The 25,867-nt window shown below is 63.5% G+C and carries 25 protein-coding genes and 1 tRNA gene; 17 read left to right on the top strand and 9 right to left on the bottom strand.

Going from position 1 to position 25,867, the window contains the following annotated elements; translation table 11 throughout:
• Positions 1 to 7 precede the first annotated feature (7 nt).
• The 3 genes from coaA (at position 8) to CCR94_RS19620 (ending at position 2,506) form a co-directional block, all read left to right on the top strand.
• Complete coding sequence (gene coaA / locus CCR94_RS19630) at positions 8 to 985, top strand: type I pantothenate kinase (RefSeq protein WP_104509536.1); 978 nt, start codon at positions 8 to 10, stop codon at positions 983 to 985.
• A gap of 33 nt (positions 986 to 1,018) precedes the next feature.
• Positions 1,019 to 2,107, top strand: a complete 1,089-nt coding sequence (hrcA, locus tag CCR94_RS19625) for a heat-inducible transcriptional repressor HrcA (protein ID WP_104509511.1) — start codon at positions 1,019 to 1,021, stop codon at positions 2,105 to 2,107.
• 126 nt (positions 2,108 to 2,233) lie between these two features.
• Positions 2,234 to 2,506, top strand: coding sequence for a SemiSWEET family sugar transporter (locus CCR94_RS19620; RefSeq protein ID WP_206605871.1), 273 nt, complete (start codon positions 2,234 to 2,236; stop codon positions 2,504 to 2,506).
• Between the two features lie 3 nt (positions 2,507 to 2,509).
• Here the strand turns inward: CCR94_RS19620 and CCR94_RS19615 are convergent, their stop codons facing one another.
• Positions 2,510 to 3,082 (bottom strand): L,D-transpeptidase, encoded by a 573-nt coding sequence (locus CCR94_RS19615; RefSeq protein ID WP_104509509.1) that lies wholly within the window; start codon positions 3,080 to 3,082, stop codon positions 2,510 to 2,512.
• Between the two features lie 104 nt (positions 3,083 to 3,186).
• Here CCR94_RS19615 and mepA point away from each other — a divergent pair, with 104 nt between their 5' ends.
• Positions 3,187 to 4,125, top strand: coding sequence for a penicillin-insensitive murein endopeptidase (gene mepA / locus CCR94_RS19610; protein ID WP_425332347.1), 939 nt, complete (start codon positions 3,187 to 3,189; stop codon positions 4,123 to 4,125).
• Between the two features lie 185 nt (positions 4,126 to 4,310).
• Here the strand turns inward: mepA and acnA are convergent, their stop codons facing one another.
• Positions 4,311 to 7,037 (bottom strand): aconitate hydratase AcnA, encoded by a 2,727-nt coding sequence (gene acnA / locus CCR94_RS19605; RefSeq protein ID WP_104509507.1) that lies wholly within the window; start codon positions 7,035 to 7,037, stop codon positions 4,311 to 4,313.
• A gap of 162 nt (positions 7,038 to 7,199) precedes the next feature.
• Here acnA and ccmA point away from each other — a divergent pair, with 162 nt between their 5' ends.
• From ccmA to cmk, 7 genes are all read left to right on the top strand, one after another.
• Complete coding sequence (ccmA, locus tag CCR94_RS19600) at positions 7,200 to 7,841, top strand: heme ABC exporter ATP-binding protein CcmA (protein WP_104509535.1); 642 nt, start codon at positions 7,200 to 7,202, stop codon at positions 7,839 to 7,841.
• Positions 7,841 to 8,512 carry a heme exporter protein CcmB gene (gene ccmB / locus CCR94_RS19595; RefSeq protein WP_104509506.1) on the top strand — a complete coding sequence of 224 codons (672 nt, stop codon included), beginning with the start codon at positions 7,841 to 7,843 and terminating at the stop codon, positions 8,510 to 8,512. The genes ccmA and ccmB overlap by 1 nt, the downstream gene beginning before the upstream one ends.
• Before the next feature lie 61 nt (positions 8,513 to 8,573).
• A complete protein-coding gene (locus CCR94_RS19590; RefSeq protein WP_104509505.1) occupies positions 8,574 to 9,317 on the top strand; it encodes a heme ABC transporter permease in 744 nt (247 codons plus the stop codon).
• Entirely contained in the window at positions 9,314 to 9,457 is a 144-nt protein-coding gene (locus CCR94_RS19585) for a heme exporter protein CcmD (RefSeq protein WP_104509504.1), read from the top strand. The genes CCR94_RS19590 and CCR94_RS19585 overlap by 4 nt, the downstream gene beginning before the upstream one ends.
• Positions 9,454 to 10,035, top strand: coding sequence for a DsbE family thiol:disulfide interchange protein (locus CCR94_RS19580; RefSeq protein WP_244594146.1), 582 nt, complete (start codon positions 9,454 to 9,456; stop codon positions 10,033 to 10,035). The genes CCR94_RS19585 and CCR94_RS19580 overlap by 4 nt, the downstream gene beginning before the upstream one ends.
• A gap of 2 nt (positions 10,036 to 10,037) precedes the next feature.
• The gene (gene aroA, locus CCR94_RS19575) at positions 10,038 to 11,378 is read left to right on the top strand and encodes a 3-phosphoshikimate 1-carboxyvinyltransferase (protein WP_104509503.1); all 1,341 of its coding nucleotides are present in this window, start codon (positions 10,038 to 10,040) and stop codon (positions 11,376 to 11,378) included.
• Complete coding sequence (gene cmk / locus CCR94_RS19570; protein WP_104509502.1) at positions 11,375 to 12,010, top strand: (d)CMP kinase; 636 nt, start codon at positions 11,375 to 11,377, stop codon at positions 12,008 to 12,010. The genes aroA and cmk overlap by 4 nt, the downstream gene beginning before the upstream one ends.
• A 407-nt stretch (positions 12,011 to 12,417) precedes the next feature.
• Here the strand turns inward: cmk and CCR94_RS19565 are convergent.
• From CCR94_RS19565 to CCR94_RS19555, 3 genes are all read right to left on the bottom strand, one after another.
• A tRNA-His gene (locus CCR94_RS19565) sits at positions 12,418 to 12,494 on the bottom strand.
• Between the two features lie 76 nt (positions 12,495 to 12,570).
• The gene (locus tag CCR94_RS19560) at positions 12,571 to 13,149 is read right to left on the bottom strand and encodes a phasin family protein (RefSeq protein ID WP_104509501.1); all 579 of its coding nucleotides are present in this window, start codon (positions 13,147 to 13,149) and stop codon (positions 12,571 to 12,573) included.
• Positions 13,149 to 13,514 carry a phasin gene (locus tag CCR94_RS19555; protein ID WP_104509500.1) on the bottom strand — a complete coding sequence of 122 codons (366 nt, stop codon included), beginning with the start codon at positions 13,512 to 13,514 and terminating at the stop codon, positions 13,149 to 13,151. Before CCR94_RS19555 ends, CCR94_RS19560 begins: the two co-directional genes overlap by 1 nt.
• Before the next feature lie 266 nt (positions 13,515 to 13,780).
• Between CCR94_RS19555 and CCR94_RS19550 the strand changes: the two genes are divergently transcribed.
• Both CCR94_RS19550 and CCR94_RS19545 read left to right on the top strand, forming a co-directional pair.
• Positions 13,781 to 16,402 (top strand): sensor histidine kinase, encoded by a 2,622-nt coding sequence (locus tag CCR94_RS19550; protein ID WP_104509499.1) that lies wholly within the window; start codon positions 13,781 to 13,783, stop codon positions 16,400 to 16,402.
• 15 nt (positions 16,403 to 16,417) lie between these two features.
• A complete protein-coding gene (locus CCR94_RS19545) occupies positions 16,418 to 16,681 on the top strand; it encodes a hypothetical protein (protein ID WP_104509498.1) in 264 nt (87 codons plus the stop codon).
• A 102-nt stretch (positions 16,682 to 16,783) separates the two neighbouring features.
• On the opposite strand, the gene CCR94_RS19540 is transcribed toward CCR94_RS19545, so the two are convergent.
• On the bottom strand, positions 16,784 to 17,692 hold the full coding sequence (locus CCR94_RS19540) for an outer membrane protein (protein WP_104509497.1): 909 nt from the start codon (positions 17,690 to 17,692) through the stop codon (positions 16,784 to 16,786).
• 198 nt (positions 17,693 to 17,890) lie between these two features.
• Positions 17,891 to 18,772 (bottom strand): outer membrane protein, encoded by an 882-nt coding sequence (locus CCR94_RS19535; RefSeq protein ID WP_104509496.1) that lies wholly within the window; start codon positions 18,770 to 18,772, stop codon positions 17,891 to 17,893.
• Positions 18,773 to 19,219: 447 nt separating this feature from the next.
• On the opposite strand from CCR94_RS19535, the gene CCR94_RS19530 reads away from it, so the two are divergent.
• Both CCR94_RS19530 and CCR94_RS19525 read left to right on the top strand, forming a co-directional pair.
• Entirely contained in the window at positions 19,220 to 20,515 is a 1,296-nt protein-coding gene (locus CCR94_RS19530) for an adenylosuccinate synthase (RefSeq protein WP_104509495.1), read from the top strand.
• 3 nt (positions 20,516 to 20,518) lie between these two features.
• Complete coding sequence (locus CCR94_RS19525; RefSeq protein WP_104509494.1) at positions 20,519 to 21,640, top strand: hypothetical protein; 1,122 nt, start codon at positions 20,519 to 20,521, stop codon at positions 21,638 to 21,640.
• Positions 21,641 to 21,701: 61 nt separating this feature from the next.
• On the opposite strand, the gene rpoH is transcribed toward CCR94_RS19525, so the two are convergent.
• Positions 21,702 to 22,610 (bottom strand): RNA polymerase sigma factor RpoH, encoded by a 909-nt coding sequence (gene rpoH, locus CCR94_RS19520; protein ID WP_104509493.1) that lies wholly within the window; start codon positions 22,608 to 22,610, stop codon positions 21,702 to 21,704.
• 295 nt (positions 22,611 to 22,905) lie between these two features.
• Between rpoH and CCR94_RS19515 the strand changes: the two genes are divergently transcribed.
• Together CCR94_RS19515 and hemW are read left to right on the top strand one after the other, a co-directional pair.
• Entirely contained in the window at positions 22,906 to 24,105 is a 1,200-nt protein-coding gene (locus CCR94_RS19515) for an amino acid aminotransferase (RefSeq protein ID WP_104509492.1), read from the top strand.
• A gap of 113 nt (positions 24,106 to 24,218) precedes the next feature.
• Complete coding sequence (hemW, locus tag CCR94_RS19510) at positions 24,219 to 25,391, top strand: radical SAM family heme chaperone HemW (RefSeq protein WP_104509491.1); 1,173 nt, start codon at positions 24,219 to 24,221, stop codon at positions 25,389 to 25,391.
• Here hemW and CCR94_RS19505 read toward each other — a convergent pair whose 3' ends face one another.
• Positions 25,392 to 25,865, bottom strand: coding sequence for a J domain-containing protein (locus CCR94_RS19505; RefSeq protein WP_104509490.1), 474 nt, complete (start codon positions 25,863 to 25,865; stop codon positions 25,392 to 25,394).
• Positions 25,866 to 25,867 lie beyond the last annotated feature (2 nt).

The raw sequence follows: 25,867 nt of genomic DNA, 5'->3' as shown, positions 1-25,867 counted from the left end.
GGTCGAGATGGTCCGAGACATCCGAGCGGAAGCGCGGGAATTGCCCGCGCGTCCGTGCCTTTCTCCCTATCGCCGGTTCACGCGCGACGAATGGGCGTGTCTGCGCGCCGACACGCCGATGACGCTGACGATCGACGATCTGAACCGGCTGCAATCGATCAACGATCCCATTTCGATGGACGAGGTCGTCGCGATCTATCTGCCGCTGTCGCGTCTGCTGGCTCTTTACGTTGCGGCGACTCAGGGCCTGTTCAAGGCGACGCAACGCTTTCTCGGGGCCGACGGCAAAGTGCCCTATATCATCGGCGTGGCCGGCTCCGTCGCGGTCGGCAAATCGACCACCGCGCGCGTGCTTCAGGCCTTGTTGTCGCGTTGGCCCAATACGCCGAAAGTGGATTTGATCACCACCGACGGTTTCCTGTTGTCGAACGCGCAACTGAAGCGCCGCCGCATGATGGATCGCAAGGGCTTTCCGGAAAGCTACGACACCGCCCGGCTGCTGCGGTTTCTTTCGGCGGTCAAAGCCGGCGAAAGCCATGTCGAGGCGCCGGTTTACTCGCACCTGACCTATGACATCGTTCCCGATCAGGTGATTTCCGTTGACAGGCCGGACATTCTGATTGTCGAGGGCGTCAACGTCCTCCTGCCCAGCCGGCCGCCGCGCGACGGCAAGGAAACGTCGTTCATCTCGGACTTTTTCGACTTTTCCGTTTATCTGCATTCCGACGAGGCGCTGCTGGAGAAATGGTACGTCAAGCGCTTCATGCGGCTGCGTTCGACCATGTTCCGCGACCCCAGATCCTATTTCAAGAGATATTCCGACATCAGCGATGTCGAGGCGGAAGAGGTCGCCAAGGACATCTGGACCCGGATAAACTTGCGGAACCTTCACGAAAACATCTTGCCAACGCGCGCAAGAGCGAGCCTCATTCTAACCAAGGGTCCAAGCCATCGGATCGAAGAGGTTGCTCTGAGAAAACTTTGAGCAAGGCTCGAGCGGTGCGAGTAAAATCTGCGGATGTCGGCGAACTCGGATTTTCCTTTATCGAGCCCAGGCGCGCTGTCGCGGCTGAATGAGCGGTCGCGCGAGATTTTTCGCAACATCGTCGAGTCTTATCTGGCCAATGGCGAACCCGTGGGGTCCAGGCAATTGTCGCGGATTCTCCCCATGCCGCTGTCGGCTGCCTCCATCCGCAACGTCATGCAGGATCTCGAAAGCCTCGGCCTGATCTTTTCGCCCCATACCAGCGCCGGACGGCTGCCTACGGAACTCGGCTTGCGATTTTTCGTGGATTCGCTTTTGCAAATTGGCGACCTGACCGACGACGACCGGCGCCAGATCGAGACGCAAATGCAGGCGGCGTCACGCGCGCGCAGCATCGATGAGGCGCTGGCGGAAGCCGGGAGCCTGTTGTCCGGCCTGTCGCGCGGCGCCGCCGTGGTGTTGACGAGCAAAGAGAACAACCGGCTGAAACAGATCGAGTTTGTTCGCCTGGAACCGGAGAAGGCGCTGGCGATCCTGGTGTCAGAGGATGGCTCCGTCGAGAACCGGGTGCTTCCGGTGCCGCCCGATCTTCCGCAATCGGCGCTGGTCGAAGCGGGAAACTATCTCAACGCGCGCGTAAAAGGCCGAACCCTCGCGCAGGTGCGCGGTGAAATCGAAATGTCGCGCACCGCCGCCAAGTCGGAACTCGACGTGCTCACGGCCAAGCTTGTGTCGCTCGGTCTGGCCATCTGGGCCGGCCCTGCGGGCGCCGCGCAGAACCTCATCGTCCGGGGCCAGGCCAACCTTCTCGAAGATGTCAGCGCAATGACGGACATTGAGCGGATCAAGCTGTTGTTCGACGACCTCGAAACCAAGAGCGACGTGATCGATCTGCTCGCGCGCGCCGAGGACGGGGACGGCGTGAGGATCTTCATCGGTTCGGAAAACAAGCTGTTTTCCCTTTCCGGCTCATCAATGGTGACGGCGCCTTTCCATGACTCCCAGCGCCGAATCGTCGGCGTACTCGGCGTCATCGGGCCGACACGATTGAATTATGCGCGTGTCGTGCCCATGGTGGATTACACCGCGCGGGTCATCGCCCGGCTATTTGGCGGCCCCTAGCGTCTTTCAAGCGAAATGGAGTTCGGCTCGCATGAAGAACGCGCGCGAAAACAATCTTATAGAGGGTATTCGGTGATCCACTGTTCCCCGAACGCCCTCCAGGCTCAATGGGTTGAGGAGCGGCTTTTGAACCTCGTCACGGAAATCGTCGGCTTCAGCGCGGGAACGCTCACCACTTTGTGTTGGACCCCGCAAGCCATCAAGATCTTGCGGAGTCGGGACGCCCGGTCGATCTCGCTCCTGACCCAGGGCGTTTTCGTATCCGGCTGTAGCTTGTGGTTGATTTACGGCCTTCTGATCCAGTCCATGTCCATCGTTATCTTCAACATCATCACGGTTCTTCTGAACGTGCTGATCATCGGACTGAAATTGCGTTACGATCATCCAGCGGCCGACTGATCATCATTCCGGCATGATCCGGTTGAAGATGCGCTGAATTCTTTCGTTATGATGCGGCGCGTAGCCGAGCGCGGTCCCATGGGCGTGTGGACGGTGATGGGCGACACGGGCATAAGCGTGGCCGTGATGTCCGGCGCGCGCGTAGTGACGAACCGGCGCGCTGCCGACGATCTGGATCACCGCGCCTTCCGCGCGCACCAGCGAGAACAAGGTCGAGGCATGCGCCGGCGAGATACGGATGCAGCCATGGGAAGCGGGGCGTCCCAGCGCGCCAACGGCGTAAGTTCCGTGAATGGCATAGCCGCCATTGAAGAAAATCGAATGAGGCATCGGCGAATTATGGTATTTTTTCGAGCGATGCATCGTCTGGAGGCTCGTGGGGTGATAAGTGCCGCGCGGCGTGACATAACCAGCGCGCGCCGAAGAGATCGGCCAGGAGTAAGACGCGCCGCCGTCGGAGGTGACGACCATGCGCTGGGAGGACAGATCCACGGAGATGTTGACTCTGGCCTGCGCCGCCATCGGCGCAACGAGCAGCGCGGCAATGAGCGCCATTAACCGAATGAATATTCGCATGAAATCCCCCTCAGACCCAGACAATCACTGACTTTCCACAGGATCGCAGCATGAGCTTTGCCCGTAAAGTTCTAATTGATGTAAAGGTTGACGAAAACATTCCGATCGCTCGCCGTTTACCTTCGCGCAAGCTTTTCTTCGGTGTTTTAGGTTTGGCCTTCATTTGCGCCACGGCGGGCGTTGCTCAAGAAATCGGGTCGGTGGACCCCAAGCCGCTGCCGCCGCTCGCGCGGCCTGACGACCCGGCCACGCCTGCCAAGGAATTGTTCGGACGCGCGACCGAACCCGCCGATCTTTCGGCGCGCGCGATCGGTTTTTACTCGCGCGGCTGCCTCGCTGGCGCCAAGGCCTTGCCCGTCAATGGAGAGACCTGGCAGGTGATGCGCATTTCGCGCAATCGCTTCTGGGGTCATCCCAATCTCGTGCGCTTTCTCGAAAATCTTTCCGCGCGGGCGCCCGACGAGGCGGGTTGGCCCGGCATTCTCGTCGGCGACATGTCCCAACCGCGCGGCGGCCCGATGATCACCGGCCACGCCTCGCATCAGATTGGCCTGGACGTCGACATCTGGCTGACCCCCATGCCGGATCGCAATCTCTCGCGGAGAGAGCGCGAGGAGATGTCGGCCACCAACATGGTCCGAGCAGATGGACTCGATGTCGATCGTTCGGTGTGGACGCCGGGCCAACTGGCGATCATCCGCTCGGCGGCGCGCGATCCGGTGGTCGAGCGCATTTTCGTCAACGCCGCCATCAAGAAGGCGCTCTGCCGCGATGCGACCGGCGACCGGGCCTGGCTGAACAAGGTGCGCCCCTATTACGGGCACAATTACCATTTCCACGTCCGCATCGCTTGCCCCGATGGCGCGGACCTCTGCAAGGACCAGGACCCCGTCCCGCCGGGCGAAGGCTGCGATGAATCCCTCGCCTATTGGTTCAAGCCGACCATCCTCCACCCCCGGCCCAACCCCAACGCCAAGCCGAAGCCGCCGATGCCGATGTCGGCCTTGCCGCCGGAATGCCGCAAGGTCTTGATCTCCGACTGATCCGGTTTCCGCTGGATCGCTTCGCGATTCGCGGAAACGAAATCGCGTGGAATTCCTTGAGGCGGAGCCGGAATTCCACGCGAATGGAATACGAAATCCGAATGGATCATTCGGATTTCGTATGACTTCCGCCAACAAAAAGCCGCCGGGCGATGACGCCCGGCGGCTTTTTCTATCCCGTGAAATCAGGCGACGACGAGTTGGCGCAGCACATAGTGCAGAATGCCGCCGTTCTTGTAGTACTCGATTTCGTCGAGCGTCAGGATGCGGTTGTTCAGCCTGACCTTTTTCACCGCGCCGTCGGCATAGGTGATTTCCACCTCAAGCTTCTGGCGAGGCTGCAACTCGGTGAGACCCTTGATGGAGATGGTTTCGTCGCCCTTCAGGCCCAGCGACTTCCAGCTGACGCCCTCTTCGAAGGTCAGCGGCAGCACGCCCATGCCGACCAGATTCGAACGGTGGATACGCTCGAAACTCTCGGCGATCACGGCGCGGACGCCCAACAGGTTAGTGCCCTTGGCCGCCCAGTCGCGCGAGGAGCCATTGCCATATTCAACGCCCGCGAACACCACCAGCGGCGTCTTGGTCTTGGCGTATTTCATCGCGGCGTCGTAGATCGGCAGAACCTCGCCGCCGGGGAAGAACTTGGTGTTGCCGCCTTCCGGGACAGACCCGTCTTCGCCGGCGAGCATGAAGTTCTTGATGCGGATATTGGCGAACGTGCCGCGCATCATCACTTCATGGTTGCCGCGCCGGGTGCCGTACTGGTTGAAATCCTCCGGCTTGACCTTGTTGGCCTGAAGATATTTGCCCGCCGGCGACGCCGCCTTGATCGATCCGGCCGGGGAAATATGGTCGGTGGTGATCTTGTCGCCGAACAGCGCCAGGACGCGCGCGCCCTCGATGTCCGTCACCGGCTTCGGTTGCATCTCTATGCCCTTGAAATAGGGCGGGTTCTGCACATAGGTCGACTTGTTGTCCCAGGCGTAGGTCTGGCTTTGCGGCGCCTTGACCTTGCGCCAGTTGGCGTCGCCCTTGAAGACATCGGCGTATTTTGACTTGAACAGCGACTTGGTGACGTTCTTGCGGACGAACTCCTGGATTTCCTTGGAGGTCGGCCAGATGTCGCGCAGGAAGACCGGTTCGCCCTTCTTGGTGTGGCCGATTGGCTCCTTGGTCAGATCCTTTTGCATGGAACCCGCGAGGGCATAGGCGACGACCAGGGGCGGCGAAGCCAGATAGTTGGCCTGGACGTCCGGCGAGACGCGGCCTTCAAAGTTGCGATTGCCCGAGAGGACAGCCGCCGCCACGACGCCATTGGCGTTGATCGACTTGGAAATCTTTTCCGGCAGCGGGCCGGAATTGCCGATGCAGGTGGTGCAGCCGAACCCGACCAGGTTGAAGCCGAGCTTGTCCAACGGCTTTTGCAGGCCCGCCTTGGTGAGATATTCGGCGACCACCTGCGAGCCCGGCGCGAGCGACGTCTTGACCCAGGGCTTGACCGTCAGGCCAAGGGCGACGGCGTTGCGCGCCAACAGGCCGGCGCCGATGAGAACGCTGGGATTGGAGGTGTTGGTGCAGGAGGTGATGGCGGCGATGACGACATCGCCGTGGCCGATGTCGAACTCTTCGCCCTCGACCTTGTAGCGTTCGGAGAGCGAAGCGATCTTCTTGTATTCGGTTTCCATGGCCGAGGAAAAACCGGCCGCGACGCTGTCCAGCGCGATGCGGCCTTCCGGCCGCTTCGGGCCGGCGAGCGACGGCACGACCGAAGCGAGATCGAGTTCCACGGTATCGGTGAACACCGGTTCGGCGGCGGCGCGGGTGCGGAACAGGCCCTGGGCGCGCGCGTATTTTTCGACGAGCTGCACGCGCGCCGGCTTGCGGCCGGTCTTGTCTAGATAATCGATGGTTTCCGAATCGATCGGGAAGAAGCCGCAGGTCGCGCCATATTCCGGTCCCATATTGGCGATGGTGGCGCGATCCGCCAGCGTCAGCCCGTCGAGGCCAGAGCCGAAGAATTCCACGAATTTGCCGACGACGCCCTTCTTGCGCAGCATTTGCGTGACGGTCAGAACGAGATCGGTGGCCGTGACGCCCTCTTTCAGTTTGCCGTTCAGCTTGAAACCGATCACTTCCGGCAGCAGCATGGATTGCGGCTGGCCGAGCATGGCGGCCTCCGCCTCAATGCCGCCGACGCCCCAGCCGAGCACCGAAAGACCATTGACCATGGTGGTGTGCGAATCGGTGCCGACCACGGTGTCGGGATAGGCGACCTCGACCGTGACGGCCTTGCCGCGCGCCGGTTGAAACTTCTCCTTCCGCGTCCAGACCGTCTGGGCGAGATATTCCGTGTTGACCTGGTGGCAGATGCCGGTGCCCGGAGGGACGACGCGGAAATTGTCCAGCGCGCCCTGCCCCCACTTCAGGAAGGTGTAGCGTTCGCCATTGCGGGAGTATTCTAGATCGACATTCTGCTTGAGCGCGCTCTTGGAGCCGAAGTGATCGACGATCACCGAATGGTCGATCACGAGATCGACGGGCACGAGCGGGTTGATCTTTTCGGGATCGCCGCCCAGCGATTCGATGCCGTCGCGCATGGCGGCGAGATCCACCACCGCCGGGACGCCTGTAAAATCTTGCATCAGGACGCGCGCGGGGCGGAAGGCGATTTCCCGTTCAACCTTGCCCTTGTTCCCAAGCCATTCGGCGACGCCAACGATATCTTCTTTCGTGACCGAGCGCCCGTCCTCATTGCGCAGCAAATTTTCGAGCAGCACCTTCATCGAATAGGGCAGCTTCGAAATGCCTTCGAGACCATTCTTCTCCGCAGCTTTAAGAGAATAGTAATGATAGGTTTTCGCGCCAACCTTGAGGGTCTTGCGGCATTTGAAGCTGTCGAGAGAGGCCATCGGTGCGGGGTCCCGAAAAAGAGGGATAAGATGATCGAGAAGGCTTATAGATAATTCCTCATGCGCGCGCTACACAAACAAAAGTTGCGGGGGCTCGGATAAAATTCGTTTTGCGGGACACGCGAGAGAGAGGAATTCACCGCGTTGAATCAACAATTTGCATTGACCTCTCTGAGCGCGCGCAGCGTCAGCGTCGATCGCGGCGGACGCGCCATCGTCAAGAATATCCATTTCGAATTGCGCGCGGGCGAAGCCCTCGTCGCGCTCGGCCGCAACGGCGCGGGCAAATCGACGCTGTTGCGCGCGATCGCCGGCTTTCTGCCGCTCAGCGGCGGCGAACTGACCCACGCGGGCGAAGCCTCCGAGGCGCCGCTGCCGGAGCTTTGCCATTACGTCGGCCATGCCGACGGCTTGAAGTCGGCGCTGACCGCCTCGGAAAATCTGGAATTCTGGGCGCGCATGCTCGCCACGCCCTCGTCCGGGGAAAGTCTTGCGCCCTCCCAGGCGCTGCACCGCATGGGTTTGAAACGTTTGGCGGATTTTCCCGTGGCCTATCTCTCGGCGGGACAGAAGCGCAGGGTCGCCCTGGCGCGGCTGTTCGTGTCGCCACGCCCGCTGTGGATTCTCGACGAACCGGCGACCGCGCTCGATGTCGCCTCGCAGGAAATCCTCGGCGAAGCGTTCGCGCGCCATCGCGCCTCGGGCGGCATGATCATCGCCGCGACCCACGCGCCGCTCGGACTGATCGACGCCGCCGTGCTTGATCTGAGCGCCACGGACGCCGGGGCCATTGGAAACGCATGATGCAATCTGCTCTCTCCGCATTGTTCTGGCGTGAATTACAACTTGCGCGCTCGGTCGGCGGCGGCGGCGCCATGGGGGTCGTGTTCTTCCTCATTCTGGTCAGCCTCACCCCCTTCGCCATCGGCCCGGACCTCAATCTGCTGTCGCGAATCGGTCCGGCGATTCTCTGGATCGCCGCCTTGCTGGCGACGCTGCTTGGCCTCGATCGCCTGTTTCAGTCCGACGCCGACGATGGCTCGCTGGATTTGCTGCTCACGGCCGCCACACCGCTGGAGCTGGTGGTTCTCGTCAAATGCGTCGCGCATTGGATCGCCACGGCGCTGCCGCTCATCGTCGCCTCGCCTCTGCTCGGCTTGACGCTCGCGATGGAGCCGGCTTCGCTCGCGGGTATTTCGCTTTCGCTGCTCGCGGGCACGCCGGCGCTCACCATGCTCGGCGCCATTGGCGCGGCGCTCACGGCCGGCCTGCGGCGCGGCGGCCTGCTGATGGCGGTCCTGATTCTGCCGCTCACGACGCCCGTTCTGATTTTCGGCGTCTCCGCCGCAACCGCCGCCAGCGGCGGGACCGTGCCGTTTCACATCCCCATACTGATCCTGTGCGGCCTGTCTCTGGCCGCCGTGGCGGGAGCGCCTTTCGCCGCGGCCGCCGCGCTGCGCTCCCGCGACGCATGAAGAACGATTGATTTTGCCGACGCGCAAGCCTAATCAATCCCGTATTATCGATGGATCCGCGATGCTCAAATACGCCAATCCGACCAACTTCCTTGCGCTTGCCGCAAGGCTCATTCCCTGGCTTGCCGCGGCGACCGCGCTTCTCCTGATCGTCGGACTGTATCTGACTTTCTTTGTCGCGCCCGACGACTACCAGCAGGGAGCATCGGTCAAGATCATGTATCTTCACGTGCCCTCGGCATGGCTTAGCATGATGTGCTACATCATCATGACCTCAGCCGCGCTCGGCACGATCGTCTGGCGCCACCCGCTCGCCGACGCCGCGCAAAAGGCGGCGGCGCCGCTCGGGGCCGCCTTCACGCTGTTGTGCCTGGTGTCGGGTTCGCTCTGGGGCAAGCCGATGTGGGGAACCTGGTGGGTCTGGGACGCGCGCCTCACCTCGGTGCTGGTGCTGTTCCTGATCTATCTCGGCCTGGTCGGCCTGTGGCGGACGATCGAGGAGCCCGCGCAAGCGGCGCGCGCCGCTGCGATCCTCACCCTGGTCGGCGTCGTGAACATTCCCATCATAAAGTTCTCCGTCGATTGGTGGAACACGCTGCATCAGCCGGCGTCGGTGTTTCGCGTCGGCGGCCCGGCCATATCCGGCTCCATGCTGTGGACATTGCTGATCATGGCTTTGGGCTTCAGCTTTCTTTTTCTCACGCTTCACCTCATGGCGATCCGTAACGAGATCCTGCGCCGCAGGCTTCGGCGTCTGAGCATTGACGCGGCCCATGCCGAGGAAAAAGCGGAGGCGACGGCGTGAAAGACTATTCCGGCTTCATTTTCGCGGCCTATGCTTTCGCGGCCGTCGTCATCGGGGCGATGATGTTCAAGATCACCGCCGATTACCGTGACTTGCGGCGAAAACTCACCAGCTTCGACGGCCGGGAGGACAGGCCGTGACCGAGCAGCCCGCGAAAAGGGGTTTTCTGTCGGCTCTGCCCTTGATCGGCTTCGGCCTGCTCGCCGGTCTGTTCCTCTACATGTTCGAACAACGCCAGGGCCGCGACGCCTCGGTTCTCCCCTCGCCCCTGATTGGGCGCCAAGCGCCCGCTTTCGCCCTGGAGCCCTTGCCAGGGAGCGGGAAGCCCGGCCTTTCCGACGCCGATCTGCGCCAGGGCCGCACCACCGTCGTCAATCTGTTCGCCTCCTGGTGCGGGCCCTGCCGGGTCGAGCATCCGAGCCTGCGCCTGCTGATCGATGATCCGCTGCTGAAGATCAATGACGTCCGTCTCGTTGGCGTCGCCTACAAGGACGAACCGGCCAACGCGCTGAAATTTCTCTCGACCGAAGGCGATCCCTATGTGGCCATCGGCATGGACATCAAGGGCCGCGCCGCCATCGACTGGGGTTTGACCGGCGTGCCCGAGACTTTTGTCGTTCGTGGCGATGGAACCGTAGCCTACAAATACACCGGACCGATGACTGAACAGGCGCTGCGCGAAAAAGTGCTGCCTGAAATCGAAAAGACGCTGCGCTGACCATGTCACATGCGACCACGCCCAAACCGCTGACCAGCAAGGCCTGCGGCCCATTGAAAGGCCGCGTCAGACCGCCGGGCGACAAGAGCGTTTCGCACCGCGCCTTCCTGCTTGGCCTGCTCTGCGTCGGCGAGACGCGGATCTCCGGCCTGCTCGAAGGCGAGGACGTGCTGAACACGGGGCGCGCCTGCGCGCAGCTTGGCGCAAAAATTGAGCGCGTTGGCGAGGGACAGTGGACTGTTCGCGGCGTCGGCCTCGGCGCAGTGCTGGCGCCGGCGGAGACGCTGGATTTCGGCAATGCTGGAACCGGATCGCGCCTGATGATGGGCGTTGTCGGCGGCCACGGGATCACCGCCCGCTTCGATGGCGATGCTTCCTTGCGCAAACGGCCGATGCGACGCATCCTGGACCCTCTGGTCTTGATGGGCGCCGAAGTTCTTGAACAGGCCGAAGGCGGGCGCTGTCCGATTCTGCTCAAGGGAACGCGCGATCCCGCGCCGATCGAATATCGCACCCCCGTTCCTTCGGCGCAGATCAAGTCGGCCGTGCTGCTGGCGGGTCTGAATGCGCGCGGCCGCACGACGGTGATCGAAACCGAAGCCAGCCGCGATCACACCGAAAAGATGCTCACCTATTTCGGCGCGACGCTCACCTGCGAGCCGTTCGGCGACCATGGCCGCAAGATCACGCTGGAGGGCCGCCCGGAACTTTCGCCGAGACCGATCGCCGTCCCGGTCGATCCGTCCTCGGCCGCCTTCCTGATCGCCGCCGCCCTGCTGGTCGAAGGGTCCGATGTGGTGGTCGAGGGCGTGATGACCAATCCGCTGCGCAACGGTTTTGTCGCCACGCTGCTGGAAATGGGGGCGAACATTGACGTGCTGGAGATCCGCGAAGAGGGGGGCGAGCAGGTCGCCGACCTGCGGGTCCGCCATAGCGCGCTGACCGGCGTCGATGTGCCCGCCGACCGCGCCCCGGCCATGATCGACGAATATATCATTCTCGCCGTGCTCGCCGCCTTCGCCAAAGGCGCGACCCGCATGAACGGCTTGCAGGAATTGCGGGTCAAGGAATCGGACCGGCTCGCCGCCACGGCGGCTGGCCTGCGCGCCAACGGCGTCAGCGCGACCATCGAAGGCGACGATCTCATCGTCGAGGGCGCAGGAGCCTGCGGCGGCGGCGGTTTGGTGGAGACCCATCTCGATCATCGCCTCGCCATGAGCTTCCTCGTCATGGGCCTCGCCTCGCAAAACCCCGTGACCGTCGACGACGAGACCATGATCGCCACGTCATTTCCCACATTCAAGCCGTTGCTCGCGGAGCTCGGCGCGGATTTCTTCTCATGATCATTGCGCTTGACGGACCCGCCGCTTCCGGCAAGGGAACCCTCGCCCGCCGGCTCGCCGCCCATTATGGCCTGCCGCATCTCGACACTGGCCTGCTGTATCGAGCGACCGCGCGCACCTTGATGGACAGTGACGCAAGGCTCGACGATGTGGCCAAGGCGGTGGCCGCCGCGCGCGGCCTGGCGCTGACCGACTTCGACGAAAATCGTCTGCGCGGACGGGAAATGGGCGAAGCGGCTTCCGTGGTCGCCGCCATTCCCGCGGTCCGGGCGGCTCTGATCGACATGCAGCGCGCCTTCGCCCAGCGGCCGCGAGGCGCCGTGCTCGACGGGCGCGACATTGGCACGGTGATCGCGCCGAATGCGACCGTAAAAATCTTCGTCACCGCCAGCGCGGAGGCGCGCGCCCAGCGGCGCGCGCTCGAACTGCGCGGACGCGGAGAGGACGTCGATTATTACGCCATCCTCGAAGATATCAGGAAACGCGACGCGCGAGACCGTGACCGCAGCGACGCCCCGTTGAAGCCGGCCGACGACGCCAAGATCCTCGACACCACCGACATGAATGTGGAAGCGGCGCTCGCGGCGGCCTTGGCCGTAACCGAAGCGGCCATGGAAGCCATACGCGCCTGATTGGCCCCTAAGGCGACACGGCGATACAACTTAATCGCCGGCCGCGTGGGCTTCCCAAGGCTCAGCTTGAATCCTATCCCTGATGGATAATTGACGAAACAGCGATTCAGCTTCGTTTCGAGGCGCGGCTTCCGCGCCTGGATGAGTGCGGGCGCAGCACGATCCGCCGCACTCTGCGAGTTGGATGCCCCGCGGATTGTAAATTCGCTTGGAATCTTCGCCTCCCGAGGGGCGGCTTTCGCGTCCAATACCCCCAAATTTGACGTTGTGTCAGCGGCCTTTCCTTTAGCCCGATTGGCCGGGAAAGGCGCATAGGGATGATTGTCGTCGACGAAATTGGCGCGAACATCTCCCGATCGCGCAAAGTGGAGCCAACCTTCGCGGAGACACTGCATTATTAAGAAAGATGGTACCGCCACCCTGGTTTGAACAGGGGACCTCTAGATCCACAATCTAGCGCTCTAACCAACTGAGCTATGGCGGCAACGCGGGCGGACCCTATAAAAAGAGGCGCGCGAATGCAAGAGCATTCGCGCGCGAAAAATGACGTTCGGGAAAACTCAGCTCGACGACTTGAATCCCTTGCCGAACTGATCCTTCAGCGGACCGGTGGCGTCCGCCGCAACCTGCTGGGCGAGCGCCGTCAGCTCCTTGGCTTGGGAGGTGATCGCTTCATACTGCTTGCGCATATGTTCGCTCTGCAAAGCGACGGCCTCGGAGACAGTGCGGACGCCCGCGAGCGCCTTCATATAGTCCATCGAAGCGGCGGCATTGACCTGATAGGCCTCCATCGCCTTGGTGGAGAAGGCCTGTAGGCTCTTGCTCGCGGCGGTGAAGGCGTTTTCCGTCGCATGGACGGGTTCGGGCGCCTTCGCGTCGGCGGCTTTCGCCGGCTTCTCGGCCTTCGACGCCGGAGCCGGCGTTTCGACCTTCGGAGCTGGAGCGGCGGGCTCCGCCGCCGCCGGTTCCGGCGCGGACGCGGACGCGGGTTCAGTTTCAGGCTCAGTTTCGGGTTCGGGCGCTACGCCGACCGACTCGGGTTCTGGCGCCACCGCCTCCGAAGCCTCAGTGAACTGGGCGAACTGGGCGGTTTCCGCCGGCGGCTTGGCCTTTGCGGCCCTGCGTGGAGGCGTGGCCATCACTTGGCGTCCGGAGTCATGGCGGTCTTGACGGCGTCGCCAAGGGCCTTGGCCTGTTCCTGCACGGCGGCGATCTGCGCCTTGAGATATTCGGACTGGATCGACAGGATTTCCTTCGGATCCTTAGCCTTGACCAAGCTTTCCGCAAGGTCGAAAGCGGCCTTCACATTGGCTTCGGCGTAGGAGATCGCCTTGGAGCTGAGGTCCTTCATGCCGGCGGCCGCATTCTCCGCCGCGGTTTCGGTCTGGGCCGCGGCCTTCTGAGCGGCGGCGACATAGCCATCGAACGCCTTGCGGGCCTGCTCGACCGTCTTTTCGGCGAATTCGCGAACTTCCGGCGGGACTTCCAGATTGAGATTGGTCATGGGACATCCTGTAAGCTTGCGCCCGGGGTTCCAGCGCTCCCACACTCCCGGGCCAATGAACTTTACGCGCGGATGATTAACACGAAAAATGCTGCGCTGCAAATAGGATTGTGCAGTGCAACATGGACCGTGGGATCCCTCCGTCGACCGCTGGAATTAACTGATTGTTCACCATAGCACGCAACGCAACGAAATGTCCTGGATCAAAACTGGATTCCCATGCGCTTACGTGTTTAATCTTTCATTAAAGATCACTGGGCGGGACGATGAGCGGAATTCAGGCGACAGAGGAAGTTCGGGCGGACATCGCCGCCGCTCTTGCCGAAAATGGCGTCGCCTCGCTCGCGCGCGCCGGCGCGCCCGTCCTGGTCACGGAAGGCGCGTCCATGCGCCTTGTCCACGCCAATGCGGCGGCGCTGGCGCTGTTTGGCGCGGACTCCGTCTCCGACCTTCAAGAGGGCGCGCTTGCCCCGAATGCGGCTCCCGCCCAGGCCGTGGCGCAACGGCTGCGCCCCCTGCCGGCGGGCGCCAGCCGGATCGAGCGTTTCGACTTCGGTCCCGGCGCAAAGATCACATTTCTCTGCCGGCGCGCCAACACCCACACGCAGATTTACGTCCTCGCTGGCCTGGGCGTGCGCCTGCGCGGAGTCCAAGCCCGATCCATCCCGGTTTCGGCCGACATGCCCGCCGTCCAAAACTCGCAGGCCTGCGACGCGTTGAAGCGCGCGCTCGAGCGCCGCTATCCCGGCCTTAAGCCCGCACGCTTCCTCTGGCGCACGGATACGCTCAATGTCGTTACCGAAGTCACGCCGCCGCTCGCGGAAATCTTTGGCGGCGCGGCGGCGACGCTGGTCGGGCGCGACCTGATCGAATCCGCGCGCGCGTTGGGCATGGACCCCGAGGGGCGACTGGCGGCGGCGCTCAACGGTCGCGTCACCTTCAGCGGAGTCGAGGTGATCTGGCCGATCGACGGCGCCCTCGCCGCCGCGCCCGTTTCACTCGGCGCCCTGCCCGCCTTCGACCGCGAAAAAGGATTTGACGGGTGGCGCGGGTTCGGAGTCATCCAACTCGACCGGCTGCGGGAAATAGCGCGCACGGACGCATCGGAGCCTGACATCCGGGATGAGGCCGCGCCAGAGCCGACGCCGGACTGCTCCGGCGTCGTCCTGCCCTTCCCGCCGCCGCGCCTCTCCGCCGCCTTCGACAGCCGCGAGGAGCCGGCGGCTTTGGTGACTCTGGCGCCCCACGAGCGCCAGGCCTTCCGGGAGATCGCCCGCACGCTGGGCGCCCAGGGCGAACCGCGGGCGCGCGACGGCGAAAACGCATCCGCCGCGCCGGGTGACGCCGAGGTTGCGAACGCAGGCGATGCGTCGTTCGACGATTTCTTCGATTCCCTGCCCGTCGGGCTGGCTATCCGCCGCGACGGCGCCTGGCTGCGCGTCAATCGGACCCTGCTGAACTGGCTGGGCTGCGCCGATGCGGCGGAATTTTTCCGCGCCGGCGCAATCGATGCAAACGCGATGGGCGCCGGCATCCTGAAGATGCGCGGCGGACTGGAGCTTGCCGTCGAGGTCGACGCGGCGCCGACGTCCTGGGACGGAGCGCCCGCCGAGGCCTTGGTGGTCCGCCATTCATCGCGCGTACAGGCAGGGATCGCGGGCTTGGAGGCAAGGGCCGCGGGCCTGGAAGCGAGGGCCGCGGCCTTGGAGACGAGCCTGCGCCAACGCGAGGCGGAAGCCGCCGATGTCATGGCCATCCTCAAGGCCTCGGCGGACGGCGTCGCGCTGTTCAATGGCGACGGCGATCTGCTCGGGTTGAACGAAGCTGCGGAAAATTTATTCGGGCGCGCGCGCGACGAGAGCGCCAATATGCGCGAATTGATCGCGCCGGACGGCCACGCGGAGTTCGTCGCCGCGCTTGCTCAACTCGCATCGCGCGCCGCCGCGCCGCCGCTGCGCCTGAACGGCCTGTCCCGCTCCGGCGAGGCCCTGCCGCTGGAGGTCAGCTTCGTTCGGATGAACGACGCCGGCAAATATTGCGCCGTCTTCCGGGCCGCTGGCGCCCGCGAGAACGAGCTGGCGCTGCGGGACGCGCAACGCCGCGCCGAAATCGCCGAGGCCGAAAGTCGGGCCAAGACCGAGTATCTCACCTGCGTCACGCACGAGCTTCGCACGCCGCTCAACGCCATTCTCGGCTTCACCGAAGTCATCATGGACGAGCGGTTCGGCCCGGTCGGCAACGCGCGCTACAAGGATTACCTCAAGGACATCCACGCCTCCGGCGCCCATGTCATGAGCCTCGTCAACGATCTGCTCGACCTGTCGAAGATCGAGGCCGGCAAGCTCGACCTGAATATTTCGGCCGTGGACGCCAATCAGATCGTCGCCGAATGCGTTTCGCTGATCCAGCCGCAGGCCAATCGCGAAAGGGTCATCACCAGACTGGCGCTGGCGCCTGGCCTGCCGCCCGCGCTCGTCGACGAACGCGCGCTGCGCCAGATCGTGCTCAATCTGCTCGCCAACGCCGTGCGCTACAATGAGCCGGGCGGCCAGGTCATCGTCTCGACCTCGATTGCTTCGTCCGCCTCCGGCGGTGGCAAGGTGCTGCTGTTGCGGGTCAAGGACACGGGAATAGGCATGAACGACGCGGAATTGTGCGCGGCGCTGGAGCCGTTCCGCCAAGTCTCGTCGAAAGCCGGCGGCACCGGCCTCGGCCTGCCGCTCACCAAGGCGCTGGCCGAAGCCAATCAGGCCGAGTTCGTCATTCGCAGCCGCAAGAATGAAGGCACGCTTGTCGAAGTCGGCTTCCCCCTGGCGCAGGGCGCGGTCGTCACGAATTCGCAAGCTGACCAGATTCGCGCGATGGAACAGGCGTCGCGGCGAAGCTGAACCGGGAGACGGGACATGCGCGAACGTCTGCGCGAGGCAGGACTGACAGCCGAGGATTTCGCCTGGTTCGATTCGTTCGGCTGGGACGACGCCCGCGTGCCGGCGCCTGGATCGATGGAAGTCTCGGCCTTTCGCCGCCGCGAATCGGCGCTCAACGCCGCCGTGGCGTCCTTGAGTTACAGCGAGCGCGGCGCTTCCCTCGAAGGGAGGCTCGCCGCCGCGATCGGCGCGCGATGCGCCGATGCGGAAGACCGCGCGTCGGGCGACGACGAGACCTGAAATTTTACAGCCCCGATCCGATTGAACCGGATCGAGGCTATAGGTTTCTATTTTAACTTATTTTCATCACGCGAACCGGCATCCGTTTCGCGTGAAAACGCTTCAAAGGTCTGGGGTCCAACGCAGGCCGGCGCGCACTTCCTGCGCATCGAGGGTCTTGCGCACCGTGTTGCCAGACGCGTTGATGACGCTGAGCGAGCCCATGTTGAGATAACGATAGCCCACGTCGAGTTTCAGATGTGGCGCGATATCGTAGGCGAGGCCGGCCATCAGCGCGAAGGAGAAATTGGTGCGCACCTGCGACGGGCCGACATCCCCCGCATAGCCATAATGGACCGCGACGCCTGCGGCGGTGGACTTGTAGAGGTTGTGGCCGGCGCCGCCATAAGCCCCGCCATATGCCCAGTACCAGTCTTCGTCGGCCTTGGCGCGGATGTTCGTCAAGCCAATGCCGCCACCGACGTACGGAGTCACGCTCCACCATGTGCCCAGATCGCCGTAGACGTTCACCAAGCCGGTCCAAGTCTTGATTGTTGTGCTGTCAGTCTTATAGCAGGAGCCGTTGTTGGTCAGGCGGGCCGTGGTTGTTCCGGTGGCGGAGTCATAAATATTTTCGTCGAGCGCACAGTTCAAGCCATAGCTATTGACCTTGACTGTATTGCTCTCGCGCCAGTCAAAGGTTGCATCCGCGCGGAACCATTGATTGAACTGGTAGCCGACGCCGACAGACGACGAGAGCACGCCATCGTGGACAGTGCGATTACTCAAGAAACTCGCCGCCGAAGACGGCGCTGACGAACCTGACACGCTGCCGGGCGGCGAGCCCATCGGCAGGGAAATGCTGGAATAGCCGAGGTCGCCGCGCAGGTACCAACCGGAGCCGAACTCGACCATGGGCTGGGATTCGGGCTCGTACATGGGCGGCAGGCTCATGTCGGCAGCCAGGGCTTGCGCAACGCCGCCGGCCAGCACAACCGTAGCGACCGCCGCCGCCTTCGTGACTCTCCGCATAACGAACCTCTTCGGTCTTCCACGTCTCGTTCAAGTTGAATGCAGAATGAACAGGGAGGGTTAATGTCGACTTAACCTTAATGCTTTGCTGAAAGACGTTTTCGTATTTAATTTCCTCTGCGGAAGGAAGTGCAACGCCCTAAAGCAAAAGGCGGAAGCTTCCGCCCCCGCCTTTGAGTTTGCCGTTGAAGGCGCCGATCAATATTTGGCGCGAACCGGCAGGGGCTCGAACGCCGGGGCCGCCGCCGCCATCCAGCGCAAGCCAAGACGCACGTCGCTGGAGGCGAGATCGAAGTGCTGCCGTTCGTACCAGCACGTCGCGTTGCAGAGAATTGTGCCGGTGTTGATCCGACCCATGTCTACATAGCGATAGCCAAGATCGATTTTCACGTTCTCGGCGACGTCCCAGGATAAGCCGCCCATCAGAGCCCAAGCCAGATTCACGCCGGAGGTCGCATCGCTGACGCCCGATCCGATCGGGTCTTGGTTTCCCGCGACCTGAACCTGCATGCTCTGGTCCGTCACATTGCCCATCGACCAGGCGGCCGCGCCGACGCCCGCGCCGATGTAGGGGGTGACGCCGTACCAGGTTCCCGCGTCCAGATAGGCGTTGAGCAGGAAAAGACCAATGTTCACCGATCCCGAATATTTGTCGCCGCACGTTCCGCTCGGCAAGCCGACGCAGGCCGGCGAATTGGCCTGGGTGTAGTAGTTCTTCGATTTGTAGAGCGCGTTGCCGCGATATTCACCCGTCGCGTCCACACGGAACCAGTTGTTGACCTTGTAGCCCCCGCCGATGCCGAGCAGATAGCTGGCGCTCGCCTCGGAAGACCCATACCAGGCGTTGAGCGAAGACATGGTCGCCGGATCCGCGAAAGTCGAACTCCGGCTGGAGACGTCGTTGATGCCGACCCCGATGTCGCCGCGGAGGTAGAAGCCGCTCGGTTCGTCGATCACCGCGCCACGCAGTGACGGCTCTTCGAGCGGAGGCGGGGGAGGCAGGAGGTCGGCGGCCTGGGCCGCCTGAGCCGCGCCGAGTGCAAGCACACTCGCGAGAGTAAGGGCTTTGAAGCGGCCCATGGCGAATTTCCTTCTTCGGGGCACAGCCGCGACGGACCATGCGGTTAACACAACGAAAACTGGCGACGCGGGCGCCGAAGTCGCCGTCAATCCTCATCAGCCCTGGACGCCGACATGGCTTTGACGACCGCAAGTGTTGCCAGCAATTACTTAAACAGCTCTTAACCCTAACCTTTAACCGCATTTTTTCATTATAATCCCCGCAAGTTGTTTTGTTTCGGCACACCGCTCAGTGCGTCACGCAGGGAAATGCTTTACTAAAGCGATCCGATCCGCTACGGCTTGACCGTGAAAAAGCCTCGGTCGCATCAGGAGTTCCGCCCCGACGAGGCTGGGCGTCCGGCGCTTTCTCTCCAAGGCTCGTCAGCCGGGAGGAAGCCACGCCGGATTTGACAGCGGCGCGAGGTTTCCGCGCCAGCGCCGCGCAGTTGATGGAAGTTGGGTTCGATGGCGAATGTGGTGGTGGTCGGCGCCCAGTGGGGCGACGAAGGCAAGGGCAAGATCGTTGACTGGCTTTCAGTGGAAGCCGATGTGGTGGTGCGCTACCAGGGCGGCCACAACGCCGGTCATACGTTGGTGATCGACGGCGTCACCTTCAAGCTGTCGCTGCTGCCCTCCGGCATCGTTCGTCCGGGAAAACTCTCCGTCATTGGCAATGGCGTCGTCGTCGATCCGCGTCATCTTGTAAAGGAAATCGCGGCCCTGCGCGAAAAGGGCGTCGCCATCTCCCGCGACAACCTGCGCATCGCCGAGAACGCGCCGCTGATTCTCTCGCTCCATGGCGAACTCGACGCCCTGCGCGAAAATTCCGCCTCCGCCGACGCGAAAATCGGCACCACCAAGCGCGGCATCGGCCCGGCTTATGAGGACAAGGTCGGCCGCCGCGCCATCCGCGTGATGGACCTCGCCGATCTCTCCACGCTGGACGGCAAGATCGCCCGACTGCTCAGCCACCACAACGCGCTGCGCCGCGGCCTCGGCCTGGAGGAAATCAAGCCTGAGTCGATCCGCGCCGAGTTGGAGGAGGTGGCGCCCCAGGTCCTGCCCTATATGGACCGCACCTGGTCGCTGCTCGACGACCTGCGCCGCGCCGGCAAGCGCATCCTGTTCGAAGGCGCGCAAGGCGCCTTGCTCGACATCGACCACGGCACCTATCCCTTTGTCACATCGTCCAACACCGTCGCCTCCAACGCCGCCACCGGCGCCGGACTTGGGCCCAAGGCGATCGGCTATGTGCTGGGCATCGCCAAGGCCTACACGACCCGTGTCGGCGAAGGCCCCTTTCCAACGGAATTGAACGACGAGACCGGCCGCGCCATCGGCGAGCGTGGTCGCGAATTCGGCACGGTGACGGGACGCGCGCGGCGCTGCGGCTGGTTCGACGCCGTTCTGGTCCGCCAGACCGTGAAAACTTCGGGGATTGACGGAATCGCTCTGACCAAGCTGGATATTCTTGACGGATTCGAAACGATAAAAGTTTGCGTCGGCTACCGGCTCGACGGCGAGACCATCGACTATCTGCCGGCCTCCCAGGCGGCCCAAGCCCAGGTCGAGCCGATCTACGAGACGATCGAGGGCTGGCGCGAGCCGACCGGCGGGGCGCGCTCGTGGGCGCAACTGCCGGCGCAGGCGATCAAATATGTTCGCAGGGTCGAGGAATTGATCCAGGCGCCCGTCGCGCTGCTGTCCACCAGCCCCGAGCGTGACGACACCATTTTGATGCATAATCCTTTCCAGGATTAATACATGGCTGACTACTACCCCCTGTTGGCGCGGGCGGTCGCCGCACTGCCGAACTCCACGCCGGAAACGCGCAAGGCCATTTACGATCGAGCGAAAAAGGCTTTGCTCGGGCAGCTCCACGCCATGCAGCCGCCGCCCCCCCAGGGCGCAATCGACCGCGAGGCCCAGGCGCTCGACGAAGCCGTCGCACGGCTTGAGAGCGAATTCGCCGTGGCCGCCATCGCGAAAGCGCGCGCGGAAGAAGCGCCGTCGCCCGCCGACGCCTATCCCGGCGACGAAGCCCCCGAGGGTGAACCGAGCCGCGACGAGGCTTCGACGCGGGACAATCTGCGTCCGGCCGCGCCCAGGCCGGTCAAGCAGGAAAGCGGCGGACTGCGACGCCTGGTCATCATTCTCGGCGCTCTCGCCGGCGTCGGCGCGCTGGTCGGCTTCGCGGCGTGGAAGTTGCGCGATCGTCCGGAAGACCTCGCCAAACTTGCGCCGCCAACCGAGAACGCGAACCCGGAGTCCGGCGCCAAGATAGGCCAGCGCGTCGGCGGGGAAAACGTCGCGCAACCCGAACCGAACGCCGGGCCAACCTTGCCGATCGCCTATCGCGCCGCCGTGCTCACACGCGACCCGTCCGAACCCGGCGGCGTGAAGACCTATGTCGGAACCGTGGTCTGGCGCCGGGATTCCACCAATCGCGGACCCAATCAGCAATTGGTCAGCGCCATTCACGCCGACGTCGACATTCCCGACGCCAAGCTCAAGACCACGCTGGTGATCGAGAAGAATTTCGATCCGTCGCTGTCCTTCTCGCATACGATCAATGTGCGGTTCATTCCAGGGGATGGCTCGCCGATTGGCGCCATCAACGCGATCGGCATGCCGGAAATGCGCGCCGACGAGGCGCCAAAGGGCGTGGCGCTGCAAGGCTTGCCGGTCCAGATCGCAGCCAACGCCTTTCTGGCCGGCCTCAACCAGACGAGCGCCGAACAGAATCGCGCGCTCCTCGACGCGCCGAACTGGATGGACATCCAGCTAAGTCTTGCCAATGGCTCGATCGCCAAGATCACCATGGAGAAAGGCGCCGGCGGACGGAAAGTCTTCTCCGACGTTCTCGCGGAGTGGAACGGCAAATAAAAGCCGCCGCGCGGAAACGCGGCGGCCCGTCTTGGTGGCGGCCCGTCTTGGCGGAAGAGGTTCAGGCGCGCGCGGCGGCCGTCAGGAGCGGACGCCGCGGCGCCGCTTCGACGCGCGCGACGCTCTCGCGCACGGCCTGCTGCACTTTCTCGAAGGCGCGCACCTCGATCTGGCGCACGCGCTCTCGGGAAATCCCGAACTCCGTCGAGAGATCTTCCAGCGTAATGGGCTCGTCGCTCAAGCGACGCGCCTCGAAAATCCGCCTTTCGCGTTCGTTAAGCACGTTGAGCGCCTGAGACAGCGCGGCGCGGCGGTTGTCGCTTTCCTCGGCCTCGGCGAGCAGGCTCTCCTGGCTCGCGGAATCATCGACCAGCCAGTCCTGCCATTCGCCGTCGCCGTCCTCGCGCAGCGGCGAGTTGAGCGAGGCGTCGCCGCCGAGCCGGCGGTTCATCTCAACCACTTCCTGCTTGCTGACGCCGAGCTTCGTGGCGATGGTGTCCACTTGGTGCGGCTTGAGGTCGCCTTCGTCCAAAGCCGAGATCTGGCTCTTGGCCTTGCGCAGGTTGAAGAACAGCTTCTTCTGGTTCGCGGTGGTGCCCATTTTGACCAGGCTCCACGACCGCAAGATATATTCTTGAATTGACGCGCGGATCCACCACATAGCATAGGTGGCCAAGCGAAAACCCTTCTCCGGCTCGAACCGCTTGACGGCCTGCATCAGGCCAATATTGCCTTCGGAGATGACTTCGCCGATCGGCAGGCCGTAGCCGCGATAGCCCATGGCGATCTTGGCGACGAGACGCAGATGCGAGGTCACCAGCCGGTGCGCGGCCGGGCCGTCGGAATGTTCGCGCCACCGTTTTGCGAGGACATATTCCTCCTGCGGCTCCAACATCGGGAACCGACGGATTTCATCAAGGTAACGCGACAGGCCGGAGTCGCCGGCAAGAACAGGGAGCGCAGCAGCCATCTAACCCTCCAAACGCGGACGCCCGTTCGCGGCGCGTCCGAACCAGCCGCAACAGCCGGCTGTTTCCAAACCGGTATACACCGTTCCCTTGGGAGAGGCGCAACCGGCTTTCGAACGGAACATATAGGGACCGGGAACCATGGCCGAAAGAGGGCGAGGCGCTTTCCTCCCTATTACAATTTGGTAACGTCGGATCGCCGTCGAGAGTTCCTTGGCCGGCAATTTTAGAATTTGCGTCTGACTTTTCGCGCGCTTTGCGCTAACAAGCGGCAAACAGCCTTATTTCGAGAGAGCCATGACCAACGCCCTGTTCGCTCAAGTCGAAGAACTGCCTCGCGACCCGATCCTCGGCCTCACCGAGGCCTATGTCGCCGACAAGACACCCCATCGCGTCAATCTCGGTGTCGGCGTCTACCAGGACGAGAACGGCAAGGTGCCGCTGCTCGCCTGCGTCAAGCAGGCCGAAGAGGCCATGCTCGCCAAGGCCGGCCCGCACACCTATGTGCCGATCGACGGCTACGCCCACTACAACGCCGTCGTGGCGCAACTGGTCTTCGCCGACTCCTGCGACCTCGCCAAGGTCGTCACCGTCCAGGCGCTGGGCGGCACGGGCGCGCTCAAGCTGGGCGCGGAAATGGTCAAGGTGGTGACGCCGAACGCCAGGGTCTGGATCAGCGATCCGAGTTGGGAGAACCATCGCGCGCTGTTCTCGGCCGCAGGTTTCACCGTCGAAACCTACCCCTATTACGGCGCCGACGGCGAACTGGATTTCGCCGGCCTGCTCGCGACGCTGGAAATCATCCCCGCCGGCGACGTGGTGCTGCTGCATGCCTGCTGCCACAATCCGACCGGCCTCGACCTGTCGCAGGACCAATGGCGTCAAATCGCGCGGGTCGTGCGTGCGAGAAATCTGACCCCCTTCCTTGACACCGCCTATATGGGGTTTGCGGAAGGCCTTGAGACCGACGCCTTTTCGGTGCGCCTGTTCGCCTCCGACGGCGGCCCGATGTTCGTGTCCTTCTCCTTCTCGAAATCGCTGTCGCTTTACGGCGAGCGCGTCGGCGCGCTGAGCGTGCTGACGGCGAGCGCGCAGGAGCGCGCCCGCGTGCTCAGCCAGATCAAGCGCATCGCCCGCATCACCTATTCCTCGCCTCCCAGCCACGGCGCCGCCGCCGCCGCCGCCGTGCTCGCCGACCCCGCCCTGCGCAGGCAATGGGACGAGGAGCTTGGCGCCATGCGCGTCCGCATCAAGAAGATGCGGCGGCTGCTCGCCGACAAGCTCGCGGAGCGCGCGCCCGACCGCGATTTTTCTTACATTGTGCGGCAGAACGGCATGTTCTCCTATTCGCGACTGACCAAACCGCAGGCGATTCTCCTGCGCGAGAAATACGCCGTTTATGCGCTTGATTCCGGCCGCATCTGCGTCGCGGCGCTGAACGAGAAGAATATTGATTATGTCGCCGAATCCATCGCCAAGGTGATGCAGGAGGCGTGACGCGAAAAGCCGGCGCCGGTCTTTCCCCGGCGCCGTTAACCTCCGCGCAAGGAAGGTGAACAATCCGTAAAGCCTCCGCGTGACCACAGCGGCGCGGCATGGCATAAGGACTCATGGCTTCAATCGCACCCAAACCGCAGGATCCCGGCTTCGGCGTTTACGTCCATTGGCCCTTCTGTCTGGCCAAATGCCCCTATTGCGACTTCAACAGCCATGTGCGGCGCGGGTCCTATGAAGAAGACCGCTATCTCAGCGCCATTCTCACCGAACTGAAGCACCGCGCCGCGCTCACGCCCGGCCGCGTGGTCCGCTCGATTTTTTTCGGCGGCGGCACGCCCTCGCTGATGTCGCCCCAAACGGTGGCGCGGATCATCGAGGCGATCGGCAAGAACTGGAAGCTCGATCCCCAGGCGGAAATCACGCTGGAGGCCAACCCGACCAGCGTCGAGGCGACGCGTTTCGCCGGCTATCGCGCGGCGGGCGTCAATCGCGTCTCTCTGGGCGTACAGGCGCTCAACGACGCCGACCTGAAAATGCTCGGGCGCATGCACAGCGTCGAAGAGGCCATGCGCGCGCTCGACGTGGCCACATCGACCTTTTCGCGCGCCTCGTTCGACCTGATTTACGCCCGGCCCGGCCAAACGCCGCGGGCCTGGGCGGCGGAGCTGACCGAAGCGCTCGCACGCGCCCCTGAACATCTTTCGCTTTACCAACTTACCATTGAGCCGGATACGATGTTCGAGCGGCTGTTCGACGCCGGCAAGCTGAAAATGCCCAAGGCGGATGTCGGCCGCGCCCTGTGGGATGTCACGCAGGAACTGATGGAAAAGGCGGGCATGCCCGCCTATGAAATCTCCAATCACGCCCGGCCCGGCTGCGAGAGCCGCCACAATCTGATCTACTGGCGCTATGGCGAATATGCCGGCGTCGGTCCCGGCGCCCACGGCCGCATCATCGGCGCGCGCGGAGGAAGAAGGGCGCAGGCGACCGAGCCGCATCCGGAAATGTGGCTTACCGTGGTCGAAACCGAGGGCAATGGGCTGGTCGAGGACGAAAACCTCTCGACCGAGGCGCAGGGCGACGAATTTTTGTTGATGGGCCTGCGCCTGACGGAGGGCATCGATCCCGCGCGCTTCCAGACCCTCACCGGCAAGCGTTTCGAGGCCTCGCGCGTCGCCGATCTCATCGCCCACGGCATGGTGGAATATACCCGCCACGGCCGCATCCGCGTGACGTCGGAAGGCTTTCCGGTGCTCGACGCCGTGGTGGCCGATCTCGCCGCCTGATCAAGTGGCGACGGCGGCGCGCTCCAGCAGAATGTCGCGGGCTTCGCTCAGGCGGATGTAGCTGTCGTGATCGCCGCCCGCGTCGGGATGCGCCTTTTTGGCGAGGTGGCGGAAGGCGGAATTGATCTTCCCCGCGCTCAACGGACCTTTCTCCGGAAGGTCGAGCACGGCGCGGTATCCCTCATCGCTCTTGTCCGCGTTGAACAAGGCGAACCGGCTGGCGTATTCGCGACGCCGCGCCTGGGCCTCTCGACGCAAATCGACCTGCTCCGCCTGCCACCGCACCCTCGACATCACCAGGCAGGCCTGAAAGACGACGCGGCCGGTCGTCTCCAGTTGATCCAGACTGAAGGGGCCGACCACATCATAGGGTTCGGCCAGCCACGCGCTGCCGCGTTCAATGCGGCCAAGCGCCGCCATGTCCAGAATGCCGATGGAGCCGTTCCAGACCACCCATTCCCGCTTGTCGCCCATGT

It is taken from the genome of Rhodoblastus sphagnicola, assembly GCF_002937075.1.
Taxonomy (GTDB): Bacteria; Pseudomonadota; Alphaproteobacteria; order Rhizobiales; family Beijerinckiaceae; genus Rhodoblastus; species Rhodoblastus sphagnicola.
Note: the sequence above shows the minus strand (reverse complement) of the source record. Positions and strands in the feature narration are given on the sequence as shown.